General features: G+C 43.1%; 19 protein-coding genes. 8 read left to right on the top strand and 11 right to left on the bottom strand.

What is annotated here, in order from left to right; translation table 11 throughout:
- Window positions 1-32: 32 nt before the first annotated feature.
- From KHN78_RS14735 to KHN78_RS14725, 3 genes are all read right to left on the bottom strand, one after another.
- Window positions 33-683 carry a hypothetical protein gene (locus KHN78_RS14735; RefSeq protein ID WP_211916718.1) on the bottom strand — a complete coding sequence of 217 codons (651 nt, stop codon included), beginning with the start codon at window positions 681-683 and terminating at the stop codon, window positions 33-35.
- Window positions 684-858: 175 nt separating this feature from the next.
- Entirely contained in the window at window positions 859-1,788 is a 930-nt protein-coding gene (locus KHN78_RS14730; RefSeq protein ID WP_211916716.1) for a hypothetical protein, read from the bottom strand.
- 294 nt (window positions 1,789-2,082) lie between these two features.
- The gene (locus KHN78_RS14725; RefSeq protein WP_211916714.1) at window positions 2,083-3,027 is read right to left on the bottom strand and encodes a LysR family transcriptional regulator; all 945 of its coding nucleotides are present in this window, start codon (window positions 3,025-3,027) and stop codon (window positions 2,083-2,085) included.
- A gap of 224 nt (window positions 3,028-3,251) precedes the next feature.
- Between KHN78_RS14725 and KHN78_RS14720 the strand changes: the two genes are divergently transcribed.
- Window positions 3,252-3,869, top strand: coding sequence for an NAD(P)H-dependent oxidoreductase (locus tag KHN78_RS14720; RefSeq protein ID WP_211916712.1), 618 nt, complete (start codon window positions 3,252-3,254; stop codon window positions 3,867-3,869).
- Window positions 3,866-5,824 carry a monovalent cation:proton antiporter-2 (CPA2) family protein gene (locus tag KHN78_RS14715; protein WP_211916710.1) on the top strand — a complete coding sequence of 653 codons (1,959 nt, stop codon included), beginning with the start codon at window positions 3,866-3,868 and terminating at the stop codon, window positions 5,822-5,824. The genes KHN78_RS14720 and KHN78_RS14715 overlap by 4 nt, the downstream gene beginning before the upstream one ends.
- 75 nt (window positions 5,825-5,899) lie before the next feature.
- Here the strand turns inward: KHN78_RS14715 and KHN78_RS14710 are convergent, their stop codons facing one another.
- A complete protein-coding gene (locus KHN78_RS14710) occupies window positions 5,900-6,193 on the bottom strand; it encodes a hypothetical protein (RefSeq protein ID WP_211916708.1) in 294 nt (97 codons plus the stop codon).
- A gap of 177 nt (window positions 6,194-6,370) precedes the next feature.
- Entirely contained in the window at window positions 6,371-7,513 is a 1,143-nt protein-coding gene (locus tag KHN78_RS14705) for a permease (protein ID WP_211916706.1), read from the bottom strand.
- 249 nt (window positions 7,514-7,762) lie between these two features.
- Between KHN78_RS14705 and KHN78_RS14700 the strand changes: the two genes are divergently transcribed.
- Window positions 7,763-8,056, top strand: coding sequence for an ArsR/SmtB family transcription factor (locus KHN78_RS14700; protein ID WP_211916704.1), 294 nt, complete (start codon window positions 7,763-7,765; stop codon window positions 8,054-8,056).
- On the top strand, window positions 8,043-8,603 hold the full coding sequence (sigZ, locus tag KHN78_RS14695; protein WP_211916702.1) for an RNA polymerase sigma factor SigZ: 561 nt from the start codon (window positions 8,043-8,045) through the stop codon (window positions 8,601-8,603). The genes KHN78_RS14700 and sigZ overlap by 14 nt, the downstream gene beginning before the upstream one ends.
- A 257-nt stretch (window positions 8,604-8,860) precedes the next feature.
- On the opposite strand, the gene KHN78_RS14690 is transcribed toward sigZ, so the two are convergent.
- Complete coding sequence (locus KHN78_RS14690; protein WP_211916700.1) at window positions 8,861-10,210, bottom strand: alpha-amylase family protein; 1,350 nt, start codon at window positions 10,208-10,210, stop codon at window positions 8,861-8,863.
- A 517-nt stretch (window positions 10,211-10,727) separates the two neighbouring features.
- Entirely contained in the window at window positions 10,728-11,006 is a 279-nt protein-coding gene (gene ppiC / locus KHN78_RS14685; RefSeq protein WP_128813174.1) for a peptidylprolyl isomerase PpiC, read from the bottom strand.
- Window positions 11,007-11,333: 327 nt separating this feature from the next.
- Here ppiC and KHN78_RS14680 point away from each other — a divergent pair, with 327 nt between their 5' ends.
- Window positions 11,334-12,248 (top strand): chemotaxis protein, encoded by a 915-nt coding sequence (locus tag KHN78_RS14680; protein WP_211916698.1) that lies wholly within the window; start codon window positions 11,334-11,336, stop codon window positions 12,246-12,248.
- A 46-nt stretch (window positions 12,249-12,294) separates the two neighbouring features.
- On the opposite strand, the gene KHN78_RS14675 is transcribed toward KHN78_RS14680, so the two are convergent.
- From KHN78_RS14675 to hutW, 4 genes are all read right to left on the bottom strand, one after another.
- The gene (locus KHN78_RS14675) at window positions 12,295-12,843 is read right to left on the bottom strand and encodes an ATP:cob(I)alamin adenosyltransferase (protein WP_211916696.1); all 549 of its coding nucleotides are present in this window, start codon (window positions 12,841-12,843) and stop codon (window positions 12,295-12,297) included.
- Between the two features lie 86 nt (window positions 12,844-12,929).
- Entirely contained in the window at window positions 12,930-13,460 is a 531-nt protein-coding gene (hutZ, locus tag KHN78_RS14670) for a heme utilization protein HutZ (protein WP_211916694.1), read from the bottom strand.
- Between the two features lie 170 nt (window positions 13,461-13,630).
- The gene (gene hutX / locus KHN78_RS14665) at window positions 13,631-14,134 is read right to left on the bottom strand and encodes a heme utilization cystosolic carrier protein HutX (RefSeq protein WP_211916692.1); all 504 of its coding nucleotides are present in this window, start codon (window positions 14,132-14,134) and stop codon (window positions 13,631-13,633) included.
- A 42-nt stretch (window positions 14,135-14,176) separates the two neighbouring features.
- A complete protein-coding gene (gene hutW / locus KHN78_RS14660) occupies window positions 14,177-15,544 on the bottom strand; it encodes a heme anaerobic degradation radical SAM methyltransferase ChuW/HutW (RefSeq protein ID WP_211916690.1) in 1,368 nt (455 codons plus the stop codon).
- 167 nt (window positions 15,545-15,711) lie between these two features.
- Here hutW and KHN78_RS14655 point away from each other — a divergent pair, with 167 nt between their 5' ends.
- Genes KHN78_RS14655 through KHN78_RS14645 form a run of 3 tightly spaced genes read left to right on the top strand, consistent with a single transcriptional unit; the run spans window position 15,712 to window position 17,590 of the window.
- Window positions 15,712-16,485 (top strand): energy transducer TonB, encoded by a 774-nt coding sequence (locus KHN78_RS14655; protein WP_211916688.1) that lies wholly within the window; start codon window positions 15,712-15,714, stop codon window positions 16,483-16,485.
- Window positions 16,485-17,183, top strand: coding sequence for a MotA/TolQ/ExbB proton channel family protein (locus KHN78_RS14650; RefSeq protein ID WP_211916686.1), 699 nt, complete (start codon window positions 16,485-16,487; stop codon window positions 17,181-17,183). The genes KHN78_RS14655 and KHN78_RS14650 overlap by 1 nt, the downstream gene beginning before the upstream one ends.
- A complete protein-coding gene (locus KHN78_RS14645) occupies window positions 17,180-17,590 on the top strand; it encodes an ExbD/TolR family protein (RefSeq protein WP_211916684.1) in 411 nt (136 codons plus the stop codon). Before KHN78_RS14650 ends, KHN78_RS14645 begins: the two co-directional genes overlap by 4 nt.
- Window positions 17,591-17,615 lie beyond the last annotated feature (25 nt).

Here is a 17,615-nt window from a genome sequence, read left to right as displayed (position 1 = left end):
ATCATCGTTGGTTGTGTGTTCATGCTTTCACCTTAAAAATTAAAGTTAATGCCTAGTTCAACGCTATTTTCTTCACTAACCTTGGTCGAACCCGGCGATACTCTATGTTCACCAAAGGTGTATTTCACATAAGGTTCAACCCACTTAGGTTTTAATGTAATACGAACCTCATGGTTAGTACGATGTCCTCCCTCAGTCAATTTTTTATCATAGTTATAAGCATAGCCAAGGCTGACAAAGTCCATCGGTGTGTACGTCGTCCCAACTGTGTTTTTCCACTCTCTTGCTGTACTTTCAAATGCAGGAAACACTTTACCTACCGCACTCTTTCGCCATTCATGAGAACTGTTGGCGTAAATCATCCAATCGTCACCTAATGCCGTTCCCGTAAATACACCCGCGTCATAGACATCGAATAAGTCTGCACGTCCGTAACTTACAAATGCTTCTGTGTAAAACTGCCCGAGCATAATGCCGTATCCGGTCCCTAGCTCAAGATAGCCTGTAGAGTCAATTTCCGCAGAAATATTCCATTCTTCCGTCGCTTGTAAATAACCACTTGCAGTAACAATCCATTCATCATCAGTGCGAGACGCGTCTAATCCAAACTCTGGCATCTTATCGTCAGCAGAAAAGCACGGCGCCGCAAAAAGCACGCATAACAGCATCATGGATTTATTCATGGTGTAACCTATTAGAGAGAACGTAAAAATAAAAAAGAGCCGCTTGAATCAAGCGGCTCCTTGCTACTTAGGGTTATAACATTTGTCTCATAACACTCGCTTTATAAGAATTGCTTTATAACTCTTATTTTATAAAACTCACTTTATAAGACAGGCTTTACGCGATGTGATTGCCTTACGAACGCTCTACTCGGTCACGAATCGCTCTTTTTATTTGCTGACGTTGCTCTTGCGATAAAGATTGGACTTTTTGTTTTAGCTCCGCACGTTGTTCTTTTGTTAATCCATTTTCTGGTAAGTTCACTGGCTGTTCAATTGGATTGACAGGCTCTCCCTCGATTGGCAATGTTGGTTCTCCCATTATAGGATGACCAATATCCGGACGATTCGTTACACCGGCAAATAAGCGACCATCTTCATTACGAAATACCACTTCTGTTCCGTTGTCTAGACGAACAATGTAGTTGTCACCCTCTTTTGATGCGTGGCCGATAACTTCACCGTCACTATTGCTGATTGCACCATCCGTAACGGTATACATATTACCTGAGTCTCCAACGGCAACATGCACAACATCATCAGCGTCTTTACTCACGATCATTTTAGTCCCGTTGTCACCCACAATCAGTAAAGCACCACCAAGGTCAATGACATCACCATAAGTAGGAACGACACCACCATCATATTCAGGATCTTCCATAATAGGGTGGTCTGGTTTTTCAGCAGGGTGAATGTCTTCAACAATCAAGCGTCCATCTTGAACAGAAAGATGAATAATGCCTTTATCATAAACGAAAACGAGTTCGTTATTTCTTACTTCAATACTCCCAACAGGCTCATTTTTGCTGTTAAAGACAACATCACCATCGGTGTAATATAACTCACCACCGACATTGAATACCGTTCTGCCCTCTGAGCCACGAATCGCAACAGTGTTGTACTCACCGTTATCACCTTGAATCGCCATACCTTCGAAGTTTTCGCCTTGGAAAGTTTGAACAGATGCAACACCTGCAGGTTCACTTGGGGAGTCAGAAGAACCTGATGATGAACAACCTGCAAGAAAAGACGCGGCGATGATGGTGCTCAATAATTTAGCTTTCATGATTTACTCTCTTAATTTGTCGAAATTCAGGGCTGCTTCTTGCAGATTCGGAGGAGTCCCTACCCGATGAAGAGAAGTATATGGAATGGTGCGTTCTGGCTCTAATCGCCTATAAGAAACCCGCCATTAACAGCGGGTTATTAATGAATCACGGTGTTTGACTCGATAACCAGGGGTTATTATTGAACCCAAGCGTTAGTATCGAATATGACCCAATATCGAGTACAACTAAGTCACCTTATACCCGACGCCTTGAGGAATGACTTACCTTGTAAGCATTGCAATCTTTGAAATTCACTCCGGTAAATCTCTTTTCTCTAAATTTGAGACGATGATGTCGGTAATAATTTTACGTAACCAATGTACGGTTTCGTTACGTCGATTCTTATGGTGATAATAAGCATGCAAACAAGGCTCGACGACCAAACCATCATACTCAATATCAAGCCGACGTAGTTGCGACAGTTTCTTTTCATTAACCGTTTTTGATGCAGGAAAAACCATGTCTGAATTCGCAACGACATCCACAATTGCAGATGGAAGCTCAGATCGAAACCCAATTTTTGGCTCAACACCTTTAATTTTCATCAGTTTTTCTGAGAAAGAAATATTGGAGTTCCAGTCCGAAGCAATGATGGTAGCGAATTCAAGATCGTGACAGTCATTAATTCTCAGACGATTACCTTTTAATGGATGATCTTTTCTTACATACGCACAGAACGTATCTTGAGCAATTAATTTGGTTAATAGCTCTTTTGGACCATGATTAATTTCATAATTTACACCTAACGTGACTTCTCCTTTGATGATCTCCTCCATCGTAGAGCGCGACCAATTTAAGAAGTGTATTTGAACGTTTGGTGCTTGCGATCTGATTGCTTGAAATATCTCGCTCGCGTAAGAGCTAAGAATAAAAGGAGCCAAAGCCACTTTTAGCGTCCCATCTAACTCTTTAGGGTCAAAATCTTTAGAACCATTAATTGTAATTGATATTTCATTAAGTAAAGGAGCTAAGCCCTCCGCCAACTCATTGGCATATTCCGTCGCTCGCAAACCATGATGCGTTTTTACGAACAACTCATCTTCGAAGTGATCCCGCAGCCTTTGCAGCGCTTTACTTACCGCAGGTTGCGACACAAACAAACGCTCAGAAGCACGGCGCATGTTTCGTTCTTGATGAAGAATAATAAATGTCCTTAACAAGTTTAAATCGAGGGTAGAGAAGAGATCTTTTGCCATGCTCACTCGCTAATAACTAGAGGTTATTAGTCAGCATAAGAATAGATGTGTATACATTTCAATCTTTCTATTTCAAATCTTTGCGCTAGATTCATCTATATTGGCTTGATCATATCGCCGCTAGAGTAGATAGGACGTCTCTTTTGGGTTACAGTTTGTTACAGATAGCAGAAGTCTTTCATTCTTATACTAAAAAGTGATTTTGACGCTTAGCAAGGATTCCTATGATAAATAAAAAAGTACTGATTCTCTTTGCTCATCCTTCACAGCATCGATCTGAAGTCAATGCTCCCCTTTTTAAAGCCGCCCAAGCCATTGAGGGTGTCACGTGTGTTGACCTCTATGCTGAGTATCCAAACTTCAGCATTAACATCGATCAAGAACAACAACGTCTGCGCGACCATGATGTCATCATTTTCCAATTTCCGTTGTACTGGTATTCAACGCCCGCGATTTTAAAAGAGTGGCAAGATCTTGTGTTGGAGTACGGCTTTGCCTACGGCTCCAACGGGACCGAGCTTCATGGCAAGACTATGCTGTGCGTGCTCTCCGCAGGCGGCAAAGAAGAAGCGTATAAAGCCGAGGGTTATAATCACTTCACCATTCGTGAACTGCTCGCCCCGATAGAACAAATGTCAGCCCTAACAGGCATGCATTACATTGCGCCCTTTGCATTATTTGGTTCTCGTACCGCACTGGAGGAAGACCGGATTTCACACCATATTGAGCGCTACAAAGGTCTACTCACCGCATTGGTGGAAGATAAACTCGACCTCAATGCCGCAGCTTCTTTAATTAAGCTAAACAGTGCATTGCCACAACTGATAAAGGACGTGTTATGACCGGAATATTCTTGCAAGCCTTTATTTACCTGATTGCGGCCGTAATCGCAGTCCCATTGGCCAAACGTTTAGGGCTAGGTTCGGTACTTGGCTATCTGATCGCAGGTGTGGTTATTGGACCAATCATCGGTTTAGTCGGAGAAGAGACAACAACAATTCAACACTTTGCCGAGTTTGGCGTTGTCATGATGCTGTTCCTCGTCGGATTAGAGCTAGAACCTAAAATGCTATGGGCAATGCGTAACCGCTTAATGGGCCTTGGCGGTCTCCAAGTTGGAGGAACGGCGGCATTGATAATGGGCATTGCGCTCTACTTCGGACAACCATGGACCATTGCTTTGGCCATTGGTTTGATCTTCGCATTATCATCAACGGCAATTGTTCTGCAAACATTTAGCGAAAAAGGGTTAACCAGAACTGAGGGCGGTCAAAATGCCTTTTCAGTGTTGCTATTCCAAGACATTGCCGTCATTCCAATGCTCGCATTTATACCCCTGCTAGCGCTACCTGAACTCGTTGCACAAGCGCAGTCTGCGGCTCAATCCGCAGCAGAACACCACGAAGAATTAAGCTTAGTGGCAGGTCTACCCGGCTGGGCATACGGGATTGTCATTACAGCTTCCATTGCCATTGTCGTTGTTGGCGGTCACTTCCTAAGCCGACCTCTATTCCGTTATGTAGCAAGTTCTGGCTTACGTGAAATCTTTACTGCAACGGCCTTAATGCTCGTGATCGGCATCGCTGCACTCATGAGCTTAGTTGGCTTGTCTCCTGCGTTAGGAACATTCTTAGCGGGCGTCGTATTGGCAAACAGTGAGTTTCGTCATGAGTTAGAATCGAATATTGAGCCGTTCAAAGGCTTACTACTTGGTCTGTTTTTTATCACCGTTGGGGCGGGTATCGACTTCACAGTTCTGTTCAATGATTTCTTCTTAATTATTGGCCTTACACTGGGTGTAATGCTGCTAAAAGCCACTATTTTGTTCATCCTTGCGTTCATTTTCCGAGTGAAAGGCAGTAATCGTTGGTTGTTCACCCTCAGTTTGGCGCAAGCAGGGGAATTTGGCTTCGTACTATTAAGCTTCTCTGTGCAAAACCACGTCATTCCATTTGAAATATCACAAACGCTTGCACTGGTTGTAGCGATATCAATGTTCCTAACACCAGGGTTATTCATTCTATTCGATAAGGTGATTCTCCCTCGCTATGAGAGTGAGTCGAATGAACGTGAAAGTGACACCATTGAAGAACAAGGAACGGTGATCATTGCCGGTATCGGCCGGTTCGGACAAATCGTCAATCGTCTGTTGGTGTCTAACGGCGTCAAAACCGTTGTATTAGACCACCAAACCACCCAAGTTGATAATATGCGCCAAATTGGTACACGTGCTTATTTTGGTGATGCAACTCGTCCTGATATGCTCCACACCGCAGGTATAGAGCATGCCGCTGCAATTGTTGTGGCAATCGACAACCAAGAAGCCAGTGTCGAACTTGTGAAATATGTTAAGCACACTTATCCGCAAGTCACCATCATTGCTAGGGCTTTCGACCGCGGCCATGGCTATTTACTGCGTCAAGCAGGTGCAGACATTATCGAATCCGAAACCTATCATTCTGCACTCGAAATGGGCGGACACGTGATGAAGTCATTGGGTATTCACCCATTCTTTGTGGAACAACAAAAAGGCACTTACAAGCGAGTTGAAGCTCGTAAGTCGGACATGCTCTATGAGGCGTGGGAAGACGACTCTGAGGGAGAACGATATGACAATAATTTCCGTCAGCTCTTTATCCATCTCGAAGAGAAAATGGCCGAAGAAATGCAAAAAGATCGTCACGACAAGCTCTCTCGCTCAGAACGAGGTTGGACGCCACCGCCAAAAGGTTACGCGGATGACTTCAGCGAGGAAAACGTTCAAGAGCTACATCCATGTAGCGAAAAACCACAATAAAAACCTAAAACCTCCCACTCGGGAGGTTTTTTCTAATCAAAGCAAGCGCAGACTCTAATTTCATCAAGCCAGTTATTACATTAAGTCGCTCATTAGAATCTCATATTCTTCATTTGCCTCATCAACAAGATGTGACAATTCTAAAGCGTCTTTTCTGGCTAAGTTTACTTGCCATGGTGCGGTTCCCTCTTTACCGCAAACACGAGTCGCACCACCATGGCTTTCAAAAGATAAGTCACAAAAGTCGGTAGAATGATGCTCGTCTAATTCCACAATATTAACGTCTAGCTTACCAACAGGGTTTATCTCTACATTCGCGTGTAGTCCCAAACAATTCTGTAAACTGTATTCTCGATGCACGGTAATCATGGCGGCCTCCTCGATCTTCTAGCTCCATTAGCTCACTATCTTTTAAAATTGTAGATGAGGCATTTTGACACTTAGATTAAATTACGATGAAGATTGATCTTGGTTAATTCAACTGCCAATAAAAAAACACCCAAGCCTCGGCTTGGGTGTTTCTGTTTCAATAATTACTTCATTTTACTAAGCGAAGATAAAGGTGTATAGGTAACCTGCCGCCATCGCCATACTTAGAATCACGAATAGAAATGCTGCAATCATTTGGTTCTTAAAGATAGATTTAAGCAAAATCACTTCTGTAAGACTTGCACCCGCACTACCAATGATCAACGCCATTACTGAGCCTAACGCCATCCCCTTTTGTACTAACGCTGCACTTAGTGGAATTACAGCTTCAGCACGAATGTACAATGGAATACCAATGATTGCTGCTACTGGGATCGCGTACCACTTCGCTTCACCTGCATACTCTGCAATCAAGTCTGTTGGGATGAAGCCGTAGATGAATGAACCAATCGCAATACCCATCATTAGGTAAGGGAACACTTGTTTAAAATCTTTCCAAGTTGAGTGCCAAATACGCATCCAACGGCTTGGTTGTTTTTCTTCTACGATTGTCGCCGTTGCTGCACCGTCAGATGAACAACAAGATACTTCCACTTTAGGCTCTGCTTTTGGTGCGCTATCACCACAACAAGAGGTTTTGGCCGCTGAGGTTTTCGCAACTAGTGGCGCAGGCTCACAACAAGATATTTTCGCTACTACTGGTTCACCACACGAACTAGTGCCACAGCTCGACGTTGGCTTTTCTTCAGCTTTTTTATTACTTGAGTCACCACAAGAGGTACCACATGATGATGCGCCAGCCGCTTCATATGCCTCTGGTTTTACATAACGTTCAAAACCAAGTTTTTCAAGTACATATCCCGCAACTACTGACACCGTCATCGCGATAGCAAAGTAGAACACTGCTACTTGCCAACCAAAGGTCACCACAAACAAGCCGATGATCACTGGGTTAAGCAATGGACTTGCAAATAGGAACACCATCATCGGGCCAAAACCGGCTCTCGCACGAAGCAAACCTTTTAGGAAAGGAATGGTTGAACATGAACAAAATGGTGTAATCGAACCTAATAGCGCCGCGATAAAATAACCTTTACCTTTTTTCGAACTTAGGATTGATTGGATTTTTTCTGGCGTAAGAAAGTCTTGCAACACACCAACAATATAGCTGATAGCTAAGAACAGTATGATGAGCTCTGTTGCTAGAAACGCAAACATATCAAGCGCTTCTTTAGCCATGGTCATAATTTCTGGGTTCATATTATTTCTCCTACTGATCTCTCATCAGTAACTGTAAATTTGCAAAACGAAGCCTTTCTTCATTTCCATTTTTCTCGAATTATAGAAGTAAAAAACATCGCGTCAACTATTATGTTTCGATACTTATCGAAATATATTTAAAAGCAATATTTATCAGTAAGTTAGATATAGAAAATATGTTATTTGCTATTCGGTGATATTTTCACTAATATCGAAATAAACTTACCGTCATTCATTTTAGAGGTCAGCATGGAACTCGAAGCAGTAGCAAAAGCGTTGAAAGAGCTAGGGCACCCTACTCGCTTATGTATCTATAAAGAAGTGGTTAAAGCTGGTTACCAAGGCATCGCAGTCGGCGGAGTTCAAGATAAGCTCGGTATTCCTGGCTCTACGCTTTCTCATCATATCTCTAGCCTTGCATCTGCAGGCTTAATTAGCCAACGTCGCGAAGGTCGCACTCTGTTCTGCGTTGCGGAATTTGAATGCCTAGATACAGTGATCGGCTTTTTGCGCGATGAGTGCTGCATCAATGAAAAATGCTAATTTAGAAGCTATTTGGAACGAATACGAGCACGCAATCTGCGCGTTCTTACGCTCTAAAGTGAGTAATGAAGATGACATTGACGACTTGAAACAAGAAATCTTACTTAAGACATATCAAAATCTTAAGGCGATTCAAGATGATTCAAGTGTTAAGTCTTGGCTGTTCCAGATCGCCAATAACACCATTATCGATTTCTACCGCAAACGTGCGCGAAACCAACGAGATAATCACCTCATTGCTGACGATCTTTGGTTTGAAAGCCAAGAAGCGAACCTGAAACAAGAACTGTCAAAATGCATTACGCCTTTCCTACGAGCGTTGCCTGAAGAGCAAGCTGAATTACTAGCATTAGTTGAACTCGATGGTATGAGCCAAAAGAAGCTAGCAGAAGAAAAAGCGCTGAGTTATTCCACGCTGAAATCGCGTGTTCAAAAAAGTCGAACTGAGCTAAAGAAACTATTCGAAGAATGCTGTCACTTCTCTTTTGATCAGCAAGGGCGTGTGACGGATTATCACCAAAAGGACGCGGGTTGCGATAGATGCTAAGTCTCTGAAAAAATGACCCGCTTCTGTAGAAGCAGGCGACTAACGTTAACACAAGATGCGAAGAAAAGTCGCCTATCTATGAGCTCACTCACACCCTGTCTCCTCCAAACAGCTTAGTATTTTCCCTCGACGCAAGTGATAGATTTACTGAAATCTCAGCGAATGAAATAGAAAAGTAGAAAGAGAAGCGCGGGCACAACGTTGAACACGCACTTCTATAGAATATTAAGTAGACCTTAGTTACCGGTGGTAAATATTTATTGAGTGACAAGCAGCATCGCTGACTTGGCGGGAATTTTCACCTCCTCATCTGAGGACATTTTAATGCCAGATATCAAGTCAACATAGGTCTGAGCGAGTTTCAACGATAACGATTGAGCACGGGACGATTTATTCAATACTAAAATCCCTTTATCGCCTCGTTGAAGTGCCAGCATATCATCGTTACCCTCAAGCACCGTCATTGGCTCACCATGCACCAAATTATGGAAAGCAATCATCTTCGCCATGCGCTCGTCTTTCCACGCATTTTTCCATCTTGGCTTACCCTCTTTACCTTTTATACCACTTGTATCTAGGTCGGTATAAATTAACGGTACCCCACCGTCGCGTCCAAGAATATATGCGTAAGCCAACCACTCACTTTCCTCATCCATGACCAAATCGAGAAACACATCGTTATTGGGAATATCATGAGTAATAGCAAATGTGATTGCACGACCATTAGATAGCGCCTGACCAAAACAATAAGGGTCAATCAACGATTTAAAGCTGCCTCTCTTTGAGAACGCTTTGAATATGGTTGAGAACAGTGGGAAATCGTAAGCTCCCAAGCGCGTCTCTTTCAGATATGGCTCAAGAAAGAGTTCATACTCTTCTACCGTTGCGCCGCCATCGGTAATAATCTCTCCAAATATATGCACATCTCGAGTAATTTCATCCGTCCATACTTGCTTTAAATGCTCAAGCGTCATGTGCTTTGCAGCATCAATTCGAAACCCTTTTACGCCCAGTGCTTTTAGTGCATTTAGGTACGCTCGTTGCTGCTCAATCACATTGGGGCAAACTCGTAAAGTCGGTAAACCAGGATCTTTAGGTCCTCCGGTAATTCGACCATTTTGCACTTCCCATTTGTCTTTCCAATCTTTAATACCAAACGGCTCGGCAAAATCATTTTCATCAAATAGAGGCTTTGATAAATCACCGAATAAAAGAAGATCTTGATACTTTGCAGCTTGTGCTTGGTATGCGTCCATGACGTCTTGACGTGGGTATTGTAAATCTCGTCTAAGGTGCGCTTCATTCGCCATATGGTTGAATACCACATCGGCATAAACCAATACGCCAACTTGGGCGAGAGCTTCGACCATATTCCTAAAATCGATGGTATTACCGAGCGCATTTTCAATGACTCGATAATCTTGTGGCTGATAGCGCTGCCACCAGCGATCATCTTGCGCGCTCTTCATTGGTGGTGAAACCAATACCGAGCCATAACCAAGCTCGCTAATCTCCGCTGCGCGTTGAGCAATGTCAGCATACTTCCAATCAAACGCATGCAAAATCACGTTTGCACCCGTTGATTGCAATTCCTGTAGACTACTCATGTTTCTCTCCTAGTCGCGTTCACTCACTATTTCTTAACTCTACGGTGAGTAAATTCAATACTTCGAATTATAAGAACTATTGGCATATCGCCCTCACCCCTTTGTACTTTTCTACTAGGGGGAAAGCCAAGGCGTAGCTCAGTCATCTCATTGGTGGATGCCAAGAAATAGCGATATTCCTTTATCATATTGCCACTATATTAACCCATCAATTAAGCACAAGTCTTTGTTATAATTATAAATATCTAAAAATAGAACGTCATCCCTAAGCAAGCACCTTGTTTTGAAACTGGCGCGCTGACTAGGAGATTGACCGTATTAAATCGATATGTAACAAATATTTAAGAAAATAAAACTGCCGCGCAAATCACATTTGGTACACAGCGGACAAGCTAGAAATATCAGGACGGTGGGTAAAGTATGATGAGAATGGAAAAAAGAAAGGAAAGAAGATACAAAAATAGCGCGATGAACGCGCTATTTGGGGCTAATTCGGTATCAATTCAGTACCACAAGACTAAGTGCGGTACAGCACTTTTACTACGTGCCAACCAAACTTGGTTTTCACTAAATGCGGAGTAAGTACTTCGCCAGAAAAACAAACTTTATCGAACTGTGGCACCATTTGACCGCGGCGAAACTCACCTAGGTCGCCCCCACGTTTACCAGATGGACAAGTTGAATATTTCTTTGCCAATGTCTGGAACTTCGCGCCTTTCTTAAGTTGCGAAATGATGTCTTCAGCTTGTTCTTTATGCTTTACAAGAATATGCAAAGCGGCTGCGGTATTTGCCATGTGTTTGTCTCTCACTATTCTGGTAGCGCAAGTGTACCGAAACAACCTAATATCGCCAGTATTTTCTTGCACATGACGTGATCTTCAAATGGTCGCCTTGCTTTCAAACCAAGTCATTCCCGAAGAACCTAGCATCTTGAGGTTACTTGGATATAACACAGATCCTCGGGGTATAACACGGCACCTTGGGATATATCACAACACCTTGACGATCCTAAGCCGCAATATTTATTAAAAAGCTCACTTTTCCACGCACAACGGTTGAAGCGCTCGCCTTATAAGATTAGATTAGTGGCATAAATCAGTGATATTGATAAGGTAATCTTCATGGCAAAAGTCGCAAGCAAAGCGAACCAATCGCAGGGTATGTTGGTATTTAAACTCACGTTACAACAAAACTTTGCCATTGGAACACTCAAAGTCCGTGAGATTGTACCTTACTTACCAACCACTAAGATTCCTTATTCTCATCATCATGTTATCGGTACCGTCACCATTCGTGACCTCACTGTTCCCGTCATTGATATGGCTGCAGCGATTGGATTTCGTCCTATTCAAGAAAGTGAATATAAGAATTGCTATTTGATCGTGACAGATTGTTTGCGCACGGTAGTAGCATTCATGGTACGAAGTATTGAAAAAATCATCGAATGTGACTGGAAATCTATTGAGACACCACCAGCAAGCGCTGGGCATAACATCTTTGTCACGGGCATTACTCGCTATGAAGAAAAGATTGTTCAAATGCTGGATGTCGAATTGCTGCTTTCCAAAATCTATCCGCAATATGAAAACACCAAAATACCGATGCTGACAGACATTGAACGTGAGCGTCTAAAAGCGCTGAATATTCTTTTAGTGGACGATTCTTCTATTGCTCGAAAACAACTCTGTGATGCACTAGACAGCATTAATATCCCATACCAAATTTGTAAAAATGGTTCAGATGCTTTGGACCTAATGAAGCAAAATGCCGAAGAACATCACCCAGTCGATTTACTTGTCAGCGATATAGAAATGCCGGGCTTGGATGGATACGAACTGGCGTTTGAAGTGCAAAACAACACAGCGCTAAACCATTCTTATCGTATTCTTCATACCTCTCTCTCTAGTGAGATATGTGTCGATCGTGCGCACCAAGTGGGCGCTCACGAAGCATTAGAAAAGTTTAACGCCGGAGAACTGATTGAAGCCATGCTCCGCGGTGCTAAAGAGCTCGAAGCTAACGCAATGACCTCTTAGTGATCTGCGTCTTAGTGATGTGATCGATGACTTACTTGGTTTTCCCTTACTTGGCATCAACCTTAGCTGGCATCGAGTAGCTGCGGGAGACAAATTCGGTTTCTTCAACTTGATAAATGTGATTAATGTAAGAAGCTAAACTGTAGAGCACATTAGCAAGCAAGTTTGCGTATCGGAACAAAATCGGAGCCGGTTGTTTTTTACCTGAGTGCTCAACCGCAACAAGGGCACGTACTACCTTTTTTGCTTGGCAGCGACATAAATGCAATTGACTCGAAGTTGGGTGTCCTCCCGGCAACACGAAGCCTTTAAAACCGCCGTCCAGTTTCGCCTTAATGACTTCGTAATCAGCTTTAAGCTCATCCAATTCGCTCTCTGTAATGGCTAATTTACCTCGTATAGAGCCATTCACGTGATACACATTCGGCTGCATTCGAGTGAGGATATCACGACTAAAATCATCCAACTCCATCGATAACACAAGACCAATGCGACTGCATAGCTCATCGGCGGTGATCTCGAAATCACACACTGGACTGTCTTCATAAATGAATGGATAACAAATTTCGCCTAGTTCCTTACTTACTGGTCTCATGCTGATTCTCTGTGCTTTTTGTTCTAATAAAAAAGGGAGTCAGTATAACCTAACTCCCTTTCGTCATTTTAGAAATCAATTCACGATTAAGCGTTTTCGATTTTCTTGTGACCTTCTTGAAGGTGAACGAAATCCACTAAGTCATCGCCTGATACTTGGTATGCTTGACCAAAGCCTTTCACAAATAAGCCTTGCTCTGCCTGTAAGTTAAACAAGACAAAGTCTTCTAATTGGCTTAAGCCATCAATGATTTCACCGAAACGCTCTTTCATTTGCCCAACAACTTGTTGCCACATTTCCGTATCGCGCTCAACAACCGTCGCTACTGCATCAAACGTCAGACGTTTACGTGCAAATAACTGTTTAGACGTATCTTCATCTTCGATCATCATTAAAGAAACATTTGGGTTTTCTAGTAAATTACGAGCATGACGTGCGATTTGCGAAATAAGAACGAAATAACCCTCTTGGTTTTGTACGTATGGCGCGTAACTCACATTAGGACGTCCATCTGCACTGACTGTCGCCAATTGAAGCGTACGACGCTCTTGACGAAATTCCTTAATCTCTGGCCCTAAACGACCTTGTAAACGTTCTTGCTTTACTTGCTGATCCATTTTGATACCTAACTTTGCTTATCTTTCGCTTTACTTATATTAATGACTTGTTATGTAACTCCGAGTTTTTACTCGGTTATTCTTCGAGAAATCGACGCTACGCATTCACTGTTAATCGTAGCGTCGTACTCTTTTAAGTCTTACTTTTTAAATAGTGCTAGCCGCTCAAACTACTTGTTAAACTCAGCTTGCATTGCACGAAATGCCGTAACTTGCTCTTCGATCAATTCGCGTTTTTCACTTCGTCCTAAGTAAATTTTAAAAACATTGCTACCGCATTCAGAGAAGAAACCAAAGTAATGACTCTCACGCCCCATAAACGGCTTACTGACTAAAGCAATATTCTTAATATTGTCTAACTTAAGATGCCCATGAAGCTCGCCTTCTTTCCCCATTAAATTGTAGTAACCACGTGCCATCTTGCCTTTTGGAAATGGGGCCTTAACTTCAAAAATTGAGCCAAAAGAATGAACAATGGTAGTGACAGGGCCAAAACCAACCAACCCTTCAAGAATACTTTGAGCATGCTCGCCTGCGGCAACGGCCACCATATCTTTTGGTAGCACAGCCACGACATCAAATTCTGACACACCAAGACGCTCCGCCATTGCAGCTGGCAGTAATTGAGGTTCTTGCTCTAGTAGGGTTTCAACCTGTTGTTTAATTGATTCCATTATTGTTTCCATTTCTTTTTAATTAATGATTATTTTTTCAGACTAGTGATTAGATGCCTGAGGCACCGCAATGTTCATTTCTGATGTCAGCACTTGAATACAAGCTTGAGCCAAAGACACAGCCCAGAAACTGCCTGCTAGCGTCAGCACAAGGCTACGTTCTTGCAGTTCCACTAAGCCTTTGTCATGCCAAACTTTAAATAGTGGCATAAGGAAGTTAAACGTATCCTCCCCCATAAACACTGGCAGTTTACTTGCTTGGATAACGCCTCGGTCGAAACCGGATTTAAGCGAAGCAAAGAGCGGTTCTAGTGGGCTTTGCTTCATCATCATGGCAATGGTGCTTTGCCCCTCATTCACCGCATTCATATAGGTTGCTAAGGTTCTGCGTTGCATCATGCCGTAACCACCGATATTGCCACCGGCCCCACAACCTACAGGTAATACCTCCGCATAGGTTTTCGCTAAGCTGTTATACAGACTGCGTTCTCGGTTATCGATTGCCCAGTGATTAACACTAAGCTGTTTCATATGATGGTCAGCCATAAACTTAGCCCCTAGCTCGTACATTCCTGCTTTTTCAGGGGTTGTCGCTGGTGGAGGTATCTTGCCTTTTTCAACCAAATTCAACATTGGAGCGCTACCGCCAACCACAAGCTGATAAAGGTCTAATCCGTGAGCCCCGGTAGACATGAAATCGGTGAGATCTTGTTGTAGTACATCTTTGGTTTGATAAGGCAGGCCATAGAGTAAATCGATGATGACTGGAATTTTGTCTTCTTTTGCCAGTTCTGATACACGCTTTAATACATCTTCACGATCATCAAGGCGCTTTGCACTGCGACGAACTTGAGTATTAAAACTTTGTACACCAAACGAAAAACGGTTAAAGCCACCATCTAGCGCACCTAAATACAGCTCATCAGAAAATCGATTGATACGACCCTCAAGGGTAATTTCGCAATCCGCAGCCAACGGAAAATAGTCGTGAATGGCTTGCCCTAACGTCCTAACCTGTTCCGGAGATAGATCAGTTGGCGTACCACCACCAATGTAAACCGCATGAAAAATGCCACTTTGTGTCCAAGGCAGTGCCGCTTTTTCTTTTAGCTCTTTCATTAATGCTGAAAAGTACTCATCAACGAGTGTTCGACTGGCCGCATTTTGGAAAAAGTTACAGAACGTACAACGCACGCGACAAAAAGGAACGTGAATATAAAGACAACGCTTCTTACTTGTTGCCGTTTCAAACGTAATCCTCGACAAAATAGCACTTTGCTGTGGCGGAGGAACGGGCATGCTACTTCCCCCTGCGTGTGCAGAATGCTTTTTCACGAATGCAAAACGCAAGGGGTCGGGACTATCACTCCCAAGAATGGATTCGTCAAATTTATAAATATCGACGCTCATAGATACTCACTTAAAGCCCAACAAACAAAAGGTTGAGACTAATTTCAAAAAAACTGAAGCGATCATAATTTTACCGTAATGATAATGCAATTGATAATTGATCTTATTTCCAATGTAAGTGATAATCAATTCCAACTTAAGCACAACGTGTAACACCGAGATTTATTGTGAACCTAAAACGATATGCCATCGCCGGAGGCGCCTCACTCGCCATTCATGCCACTCTGCTTTTTGCCTCTCAAGAGACAAAGGTATTTGCCATGCCTGCAGGTAATCCCGTTAGTACTGTTAGCCTAAATCTCGTGTCTGCCCCTAAGCCTGTACCTACAACGCACGAGGCTGTTCACCAAACTGAACCAAAGCCTCAAAAACAGCCAGAGCCGAAAGCACCTGAAGCCCCGCCGCACAAAAAGAACGTTGAAAAGCCGATTGTCAAAAAAGAAGCGGTAAAACCAAAACGGATAGAAAAAAAACCAATAGAAAAGAAACCTACACCCGTTGAGAAAACAAAAAAGACGGCTCAGGTAAAAAAAGCACCGCAGCCAAAGCCAGTAACCAAACAGCAGACTAAGCCAGAGCCAAAGAAAACAGCAAAAGAAGACATTCCCCAACAGAAATCGGCACCGCCGGTGCAATCTAAAGGAGCAACCTCTGAGCCGGTTTTAGTTGAACAACCCACATTCGTATCTCAACCAGTACAACCGCGTTACCCTCGTTCGGCGCGAAAACGTGGGATCGAGGGCGTGGCCATTTATGAAGTTTGGTTAGATGAAAATGGTCATCAAATTAGACAAGTGTTGATTGAATCATCAGGAGCAGAAATGCTCGACACATCAGCACTGCGAGCCATTAAGCAATGGCACTTTTCTCCACATATTTCCGGTGGGCAGCAAGTCGCTCATCGAGTTCAAATCCCAGTTCGTTTTAAGTTGGATGGATAATGGAACAGCTACAACAATTGCACACTCAGTTTGGTCTTATGACATGGCCTTTAATCATTTGTTCTGCACTCACGGTCATGATCATCGCAGAACGTTTATTTCATGTGTTGATAAGCCTTGGTGTAGGTAAAAAAGCAATACGCAAAAAATTGACCACGCTTGACCCAACAAATGGCAAAGACATCGAATCCCTGGCTGATGAGCTTTCCGGAAAACGTCCACTGTTGTACCGCGGCGTGGCAATGTTGCTTGCTCATCACTCATTCTCCAAATCACTTCGCGAAGATGCCGCCGGGATTTGGTTACAAGAAAAACGTCATCAGCTGCACTCTGGCCTGCGCCTACTCACGTTAATTGGTGTCATTAGCCCGCTAATTGGGCTTTTAGGCACGGTATTGGGTTTGATCGATATGTTTAAAGGCATTGCCTCTTCGACCGGAGACATTACGCCTAATGATCTCGCAGATGGCTTAGGTCTTGCCATGCGCACAACCGCTGCTGGTCTTATTATCGCTTTGCCTGCAATTTCAGGTGCTCAACTGATAGGACTTTGGGCGGATCGTGTTATTGCCAAACTGGAACATACACTCAACTACGTCAACCTGTGGTTAGAGGGGATTTCACTTCAACATGTGTCTCCAGATAACAAGAAAACCATCGTGACGGTTGCCAGTCATGTTGAAGCGAGCGTGTCATGATCAAAGCACCTCGTGATAATAACCATGCTCTAACACCAGATTTAACACCATTACTCGACATCATTTTCATCGTTATGGTGTTCTTAATGCTGACTGCTGCTGTAAAACTCGACTCACTCGATGTTGATTTACCAAGCACCGATTCAAAGGCCGTGGCAGAGGTTGATAAACAATCAATCACCGTCAATATCTTAAATGAGGCGCCGTTCTGGGCGATCAATGGCAAAACCTATATTGACTGGGAAAACTTCACGCTTGCTCTTTTGGAAGAAAGCAAATCAAGCGACAAACCCATTGTCATTGGCGCAGAAAAAACTGCCGACATTCAATACCTCGTTAAGTTGCTTGGCTTTTTACAAGAAAACGGAATTCAGGCGACACAACTCCTTACTGAAGAATCGCAGTAAAAGAACATACAATAGAGAACTCATC

Source organism: Vibrio sp. B1REV9, assembly GCF_905175395.2.
In the GTDB taxonomy this organism is placed as follows: domain Bacteria; phylum Pseudomonadota; class Gammaproteobacteria; order Enterobacterales; family Vibrionaceae; genus Vibrio; species Vibrio alfacsensis.
The sequence above is the reverse complement of the archived record's forward strand: the minus strand, read 5'-3'. Positions and strand labels throughout refer to the sequence as shown.

Excerpts from the sequence above, each read along its gene's own strand:
- KHN78_RS14735 (WP_211916718.1), bottom strand. The coding sequence starts at position 683 with ATGAATAAATCCATGATGCTGTTATGCGTGCTTTTTGCGGCGCCGTGC.
- KHN78_RS14730 (WP_211916716.1), bottom strand. The coding sequence starts at position 1,788 with ATGAAAGCTAAATTATTGAGCACCATCATCGCCGCGTCTTTTCTTGCA.
- KHN78_RS14725 (WP_211916714.1), bottom strand. The coding sequence starts at position 3,027 with ATGGCAAAAGATCTCTTCTCTACCCTCGATTTAAACTTGTTAAGGACA.
- KHN78_RS14720 (WP_211916712.1), top strand. The coding sequence starts at position 3,252 with ATGATAAATAAAAAAGTACTGATTCTCTTTGCTCATCCTTCACAGCAT.
- KHN78_RS14715 (WP_211916710.1), top strand. The coding sequence starts at position 3,866 with ATGACCGGAATATTCTTGCAAGCCTTTATTTACCTGATTGCGGCCGTA.
- KHN78_RS14710 (WP_211916708.1), bottom strand. The coding sequence starts at position 6,193 with ATGATTACCGTGCATCGAGAATACAGTTTACAGAATTGTTTGGGACTA.
- KHN78_RS14705 (WP_211916706.1), bottom strand. The coding sequence starts at position 7,513 with ATGAACCCAGAAATTATGACCATGGCTAAAGAAGCGCTTGATATGTTT.
- KHN78_RS14700 (WP_211916704.1), top strand. The coding sequence starts at position 7,763 with ATGGAACTCGAAGCAGTAGCAAAAGCGTTGAAAGAGCTAGGGCACCCT.
- sigZ (WP_211916702.1), top strand. The coding sequence starts at position 8,043 with ATGAAAAATGCTAATTTAGAAGCTATTTGGAACGAATACGAGCACGCA.
- KHN78_RS14690 (WP_211916700.1), bottom strand. The coding sequence starts at position 10,210 with ATGAGTAGTCTACAGGAATTGCAATCAACGGGTGCAAACGTGATTTTG.
- ppiC (WP_128813174.1), bottom strand. The coding sequence starts at position 11,006 with ATGGCAAATACCGCAGCCGCTTTGCATATTCTTGTAAAGCATAAAGAA.
- KHN78_RS14680 (WP_211916698.1), top strand. The coding sequence starts at position 11,334 with ATGGCAAAAGTCGCAAGCAAAGCGAACCAATCGCAGGGTATGTTGGTA.
- KHN78_RS14675 (WP_211916696.1), bottom strand. The coding sequence starts at position 12,843 with ATGAGACCAGTAAGTAAGGAACTAGGCGAAATTTGTTATCCATTCATT.
- hutZ (WP_211916694.1), bottom strand. The coding sequence starts at position 13,460 with ATGGATCAGCAAGTAAAGCAAGAACGTTTACAAGGTCGTTTAGGGCCA.
- hutX (WP_211916692.1), bottom strand. The coding sequence starts at position 14,134 with ATGGAATCAATTAAACAACAGGTTGAAACCCTACTAGAGCAAGAACCT.
- hutW (WP_211916690.1), bottom strand. The coding sequence starts at position 15,544 with ATGAGCGTCGATATTTATAAATTTGACGAATCCATTCTTGGGAGTGAT.
- KHN78_RS14650 (WP_211916686.1), top strand. The coding sequence starts at position 16,485 with ATGGAACAGCTACAACAATTGCACACTCAGTTTGGTCTTATGACATGG.
- KHN78_RS14645 (WP_211916684.1), top strand. The coding sequence starts at position 17,180 with ATGATCAAAGCACCTCGTGATAATAACCATGCTCTAACACCAGATTTA.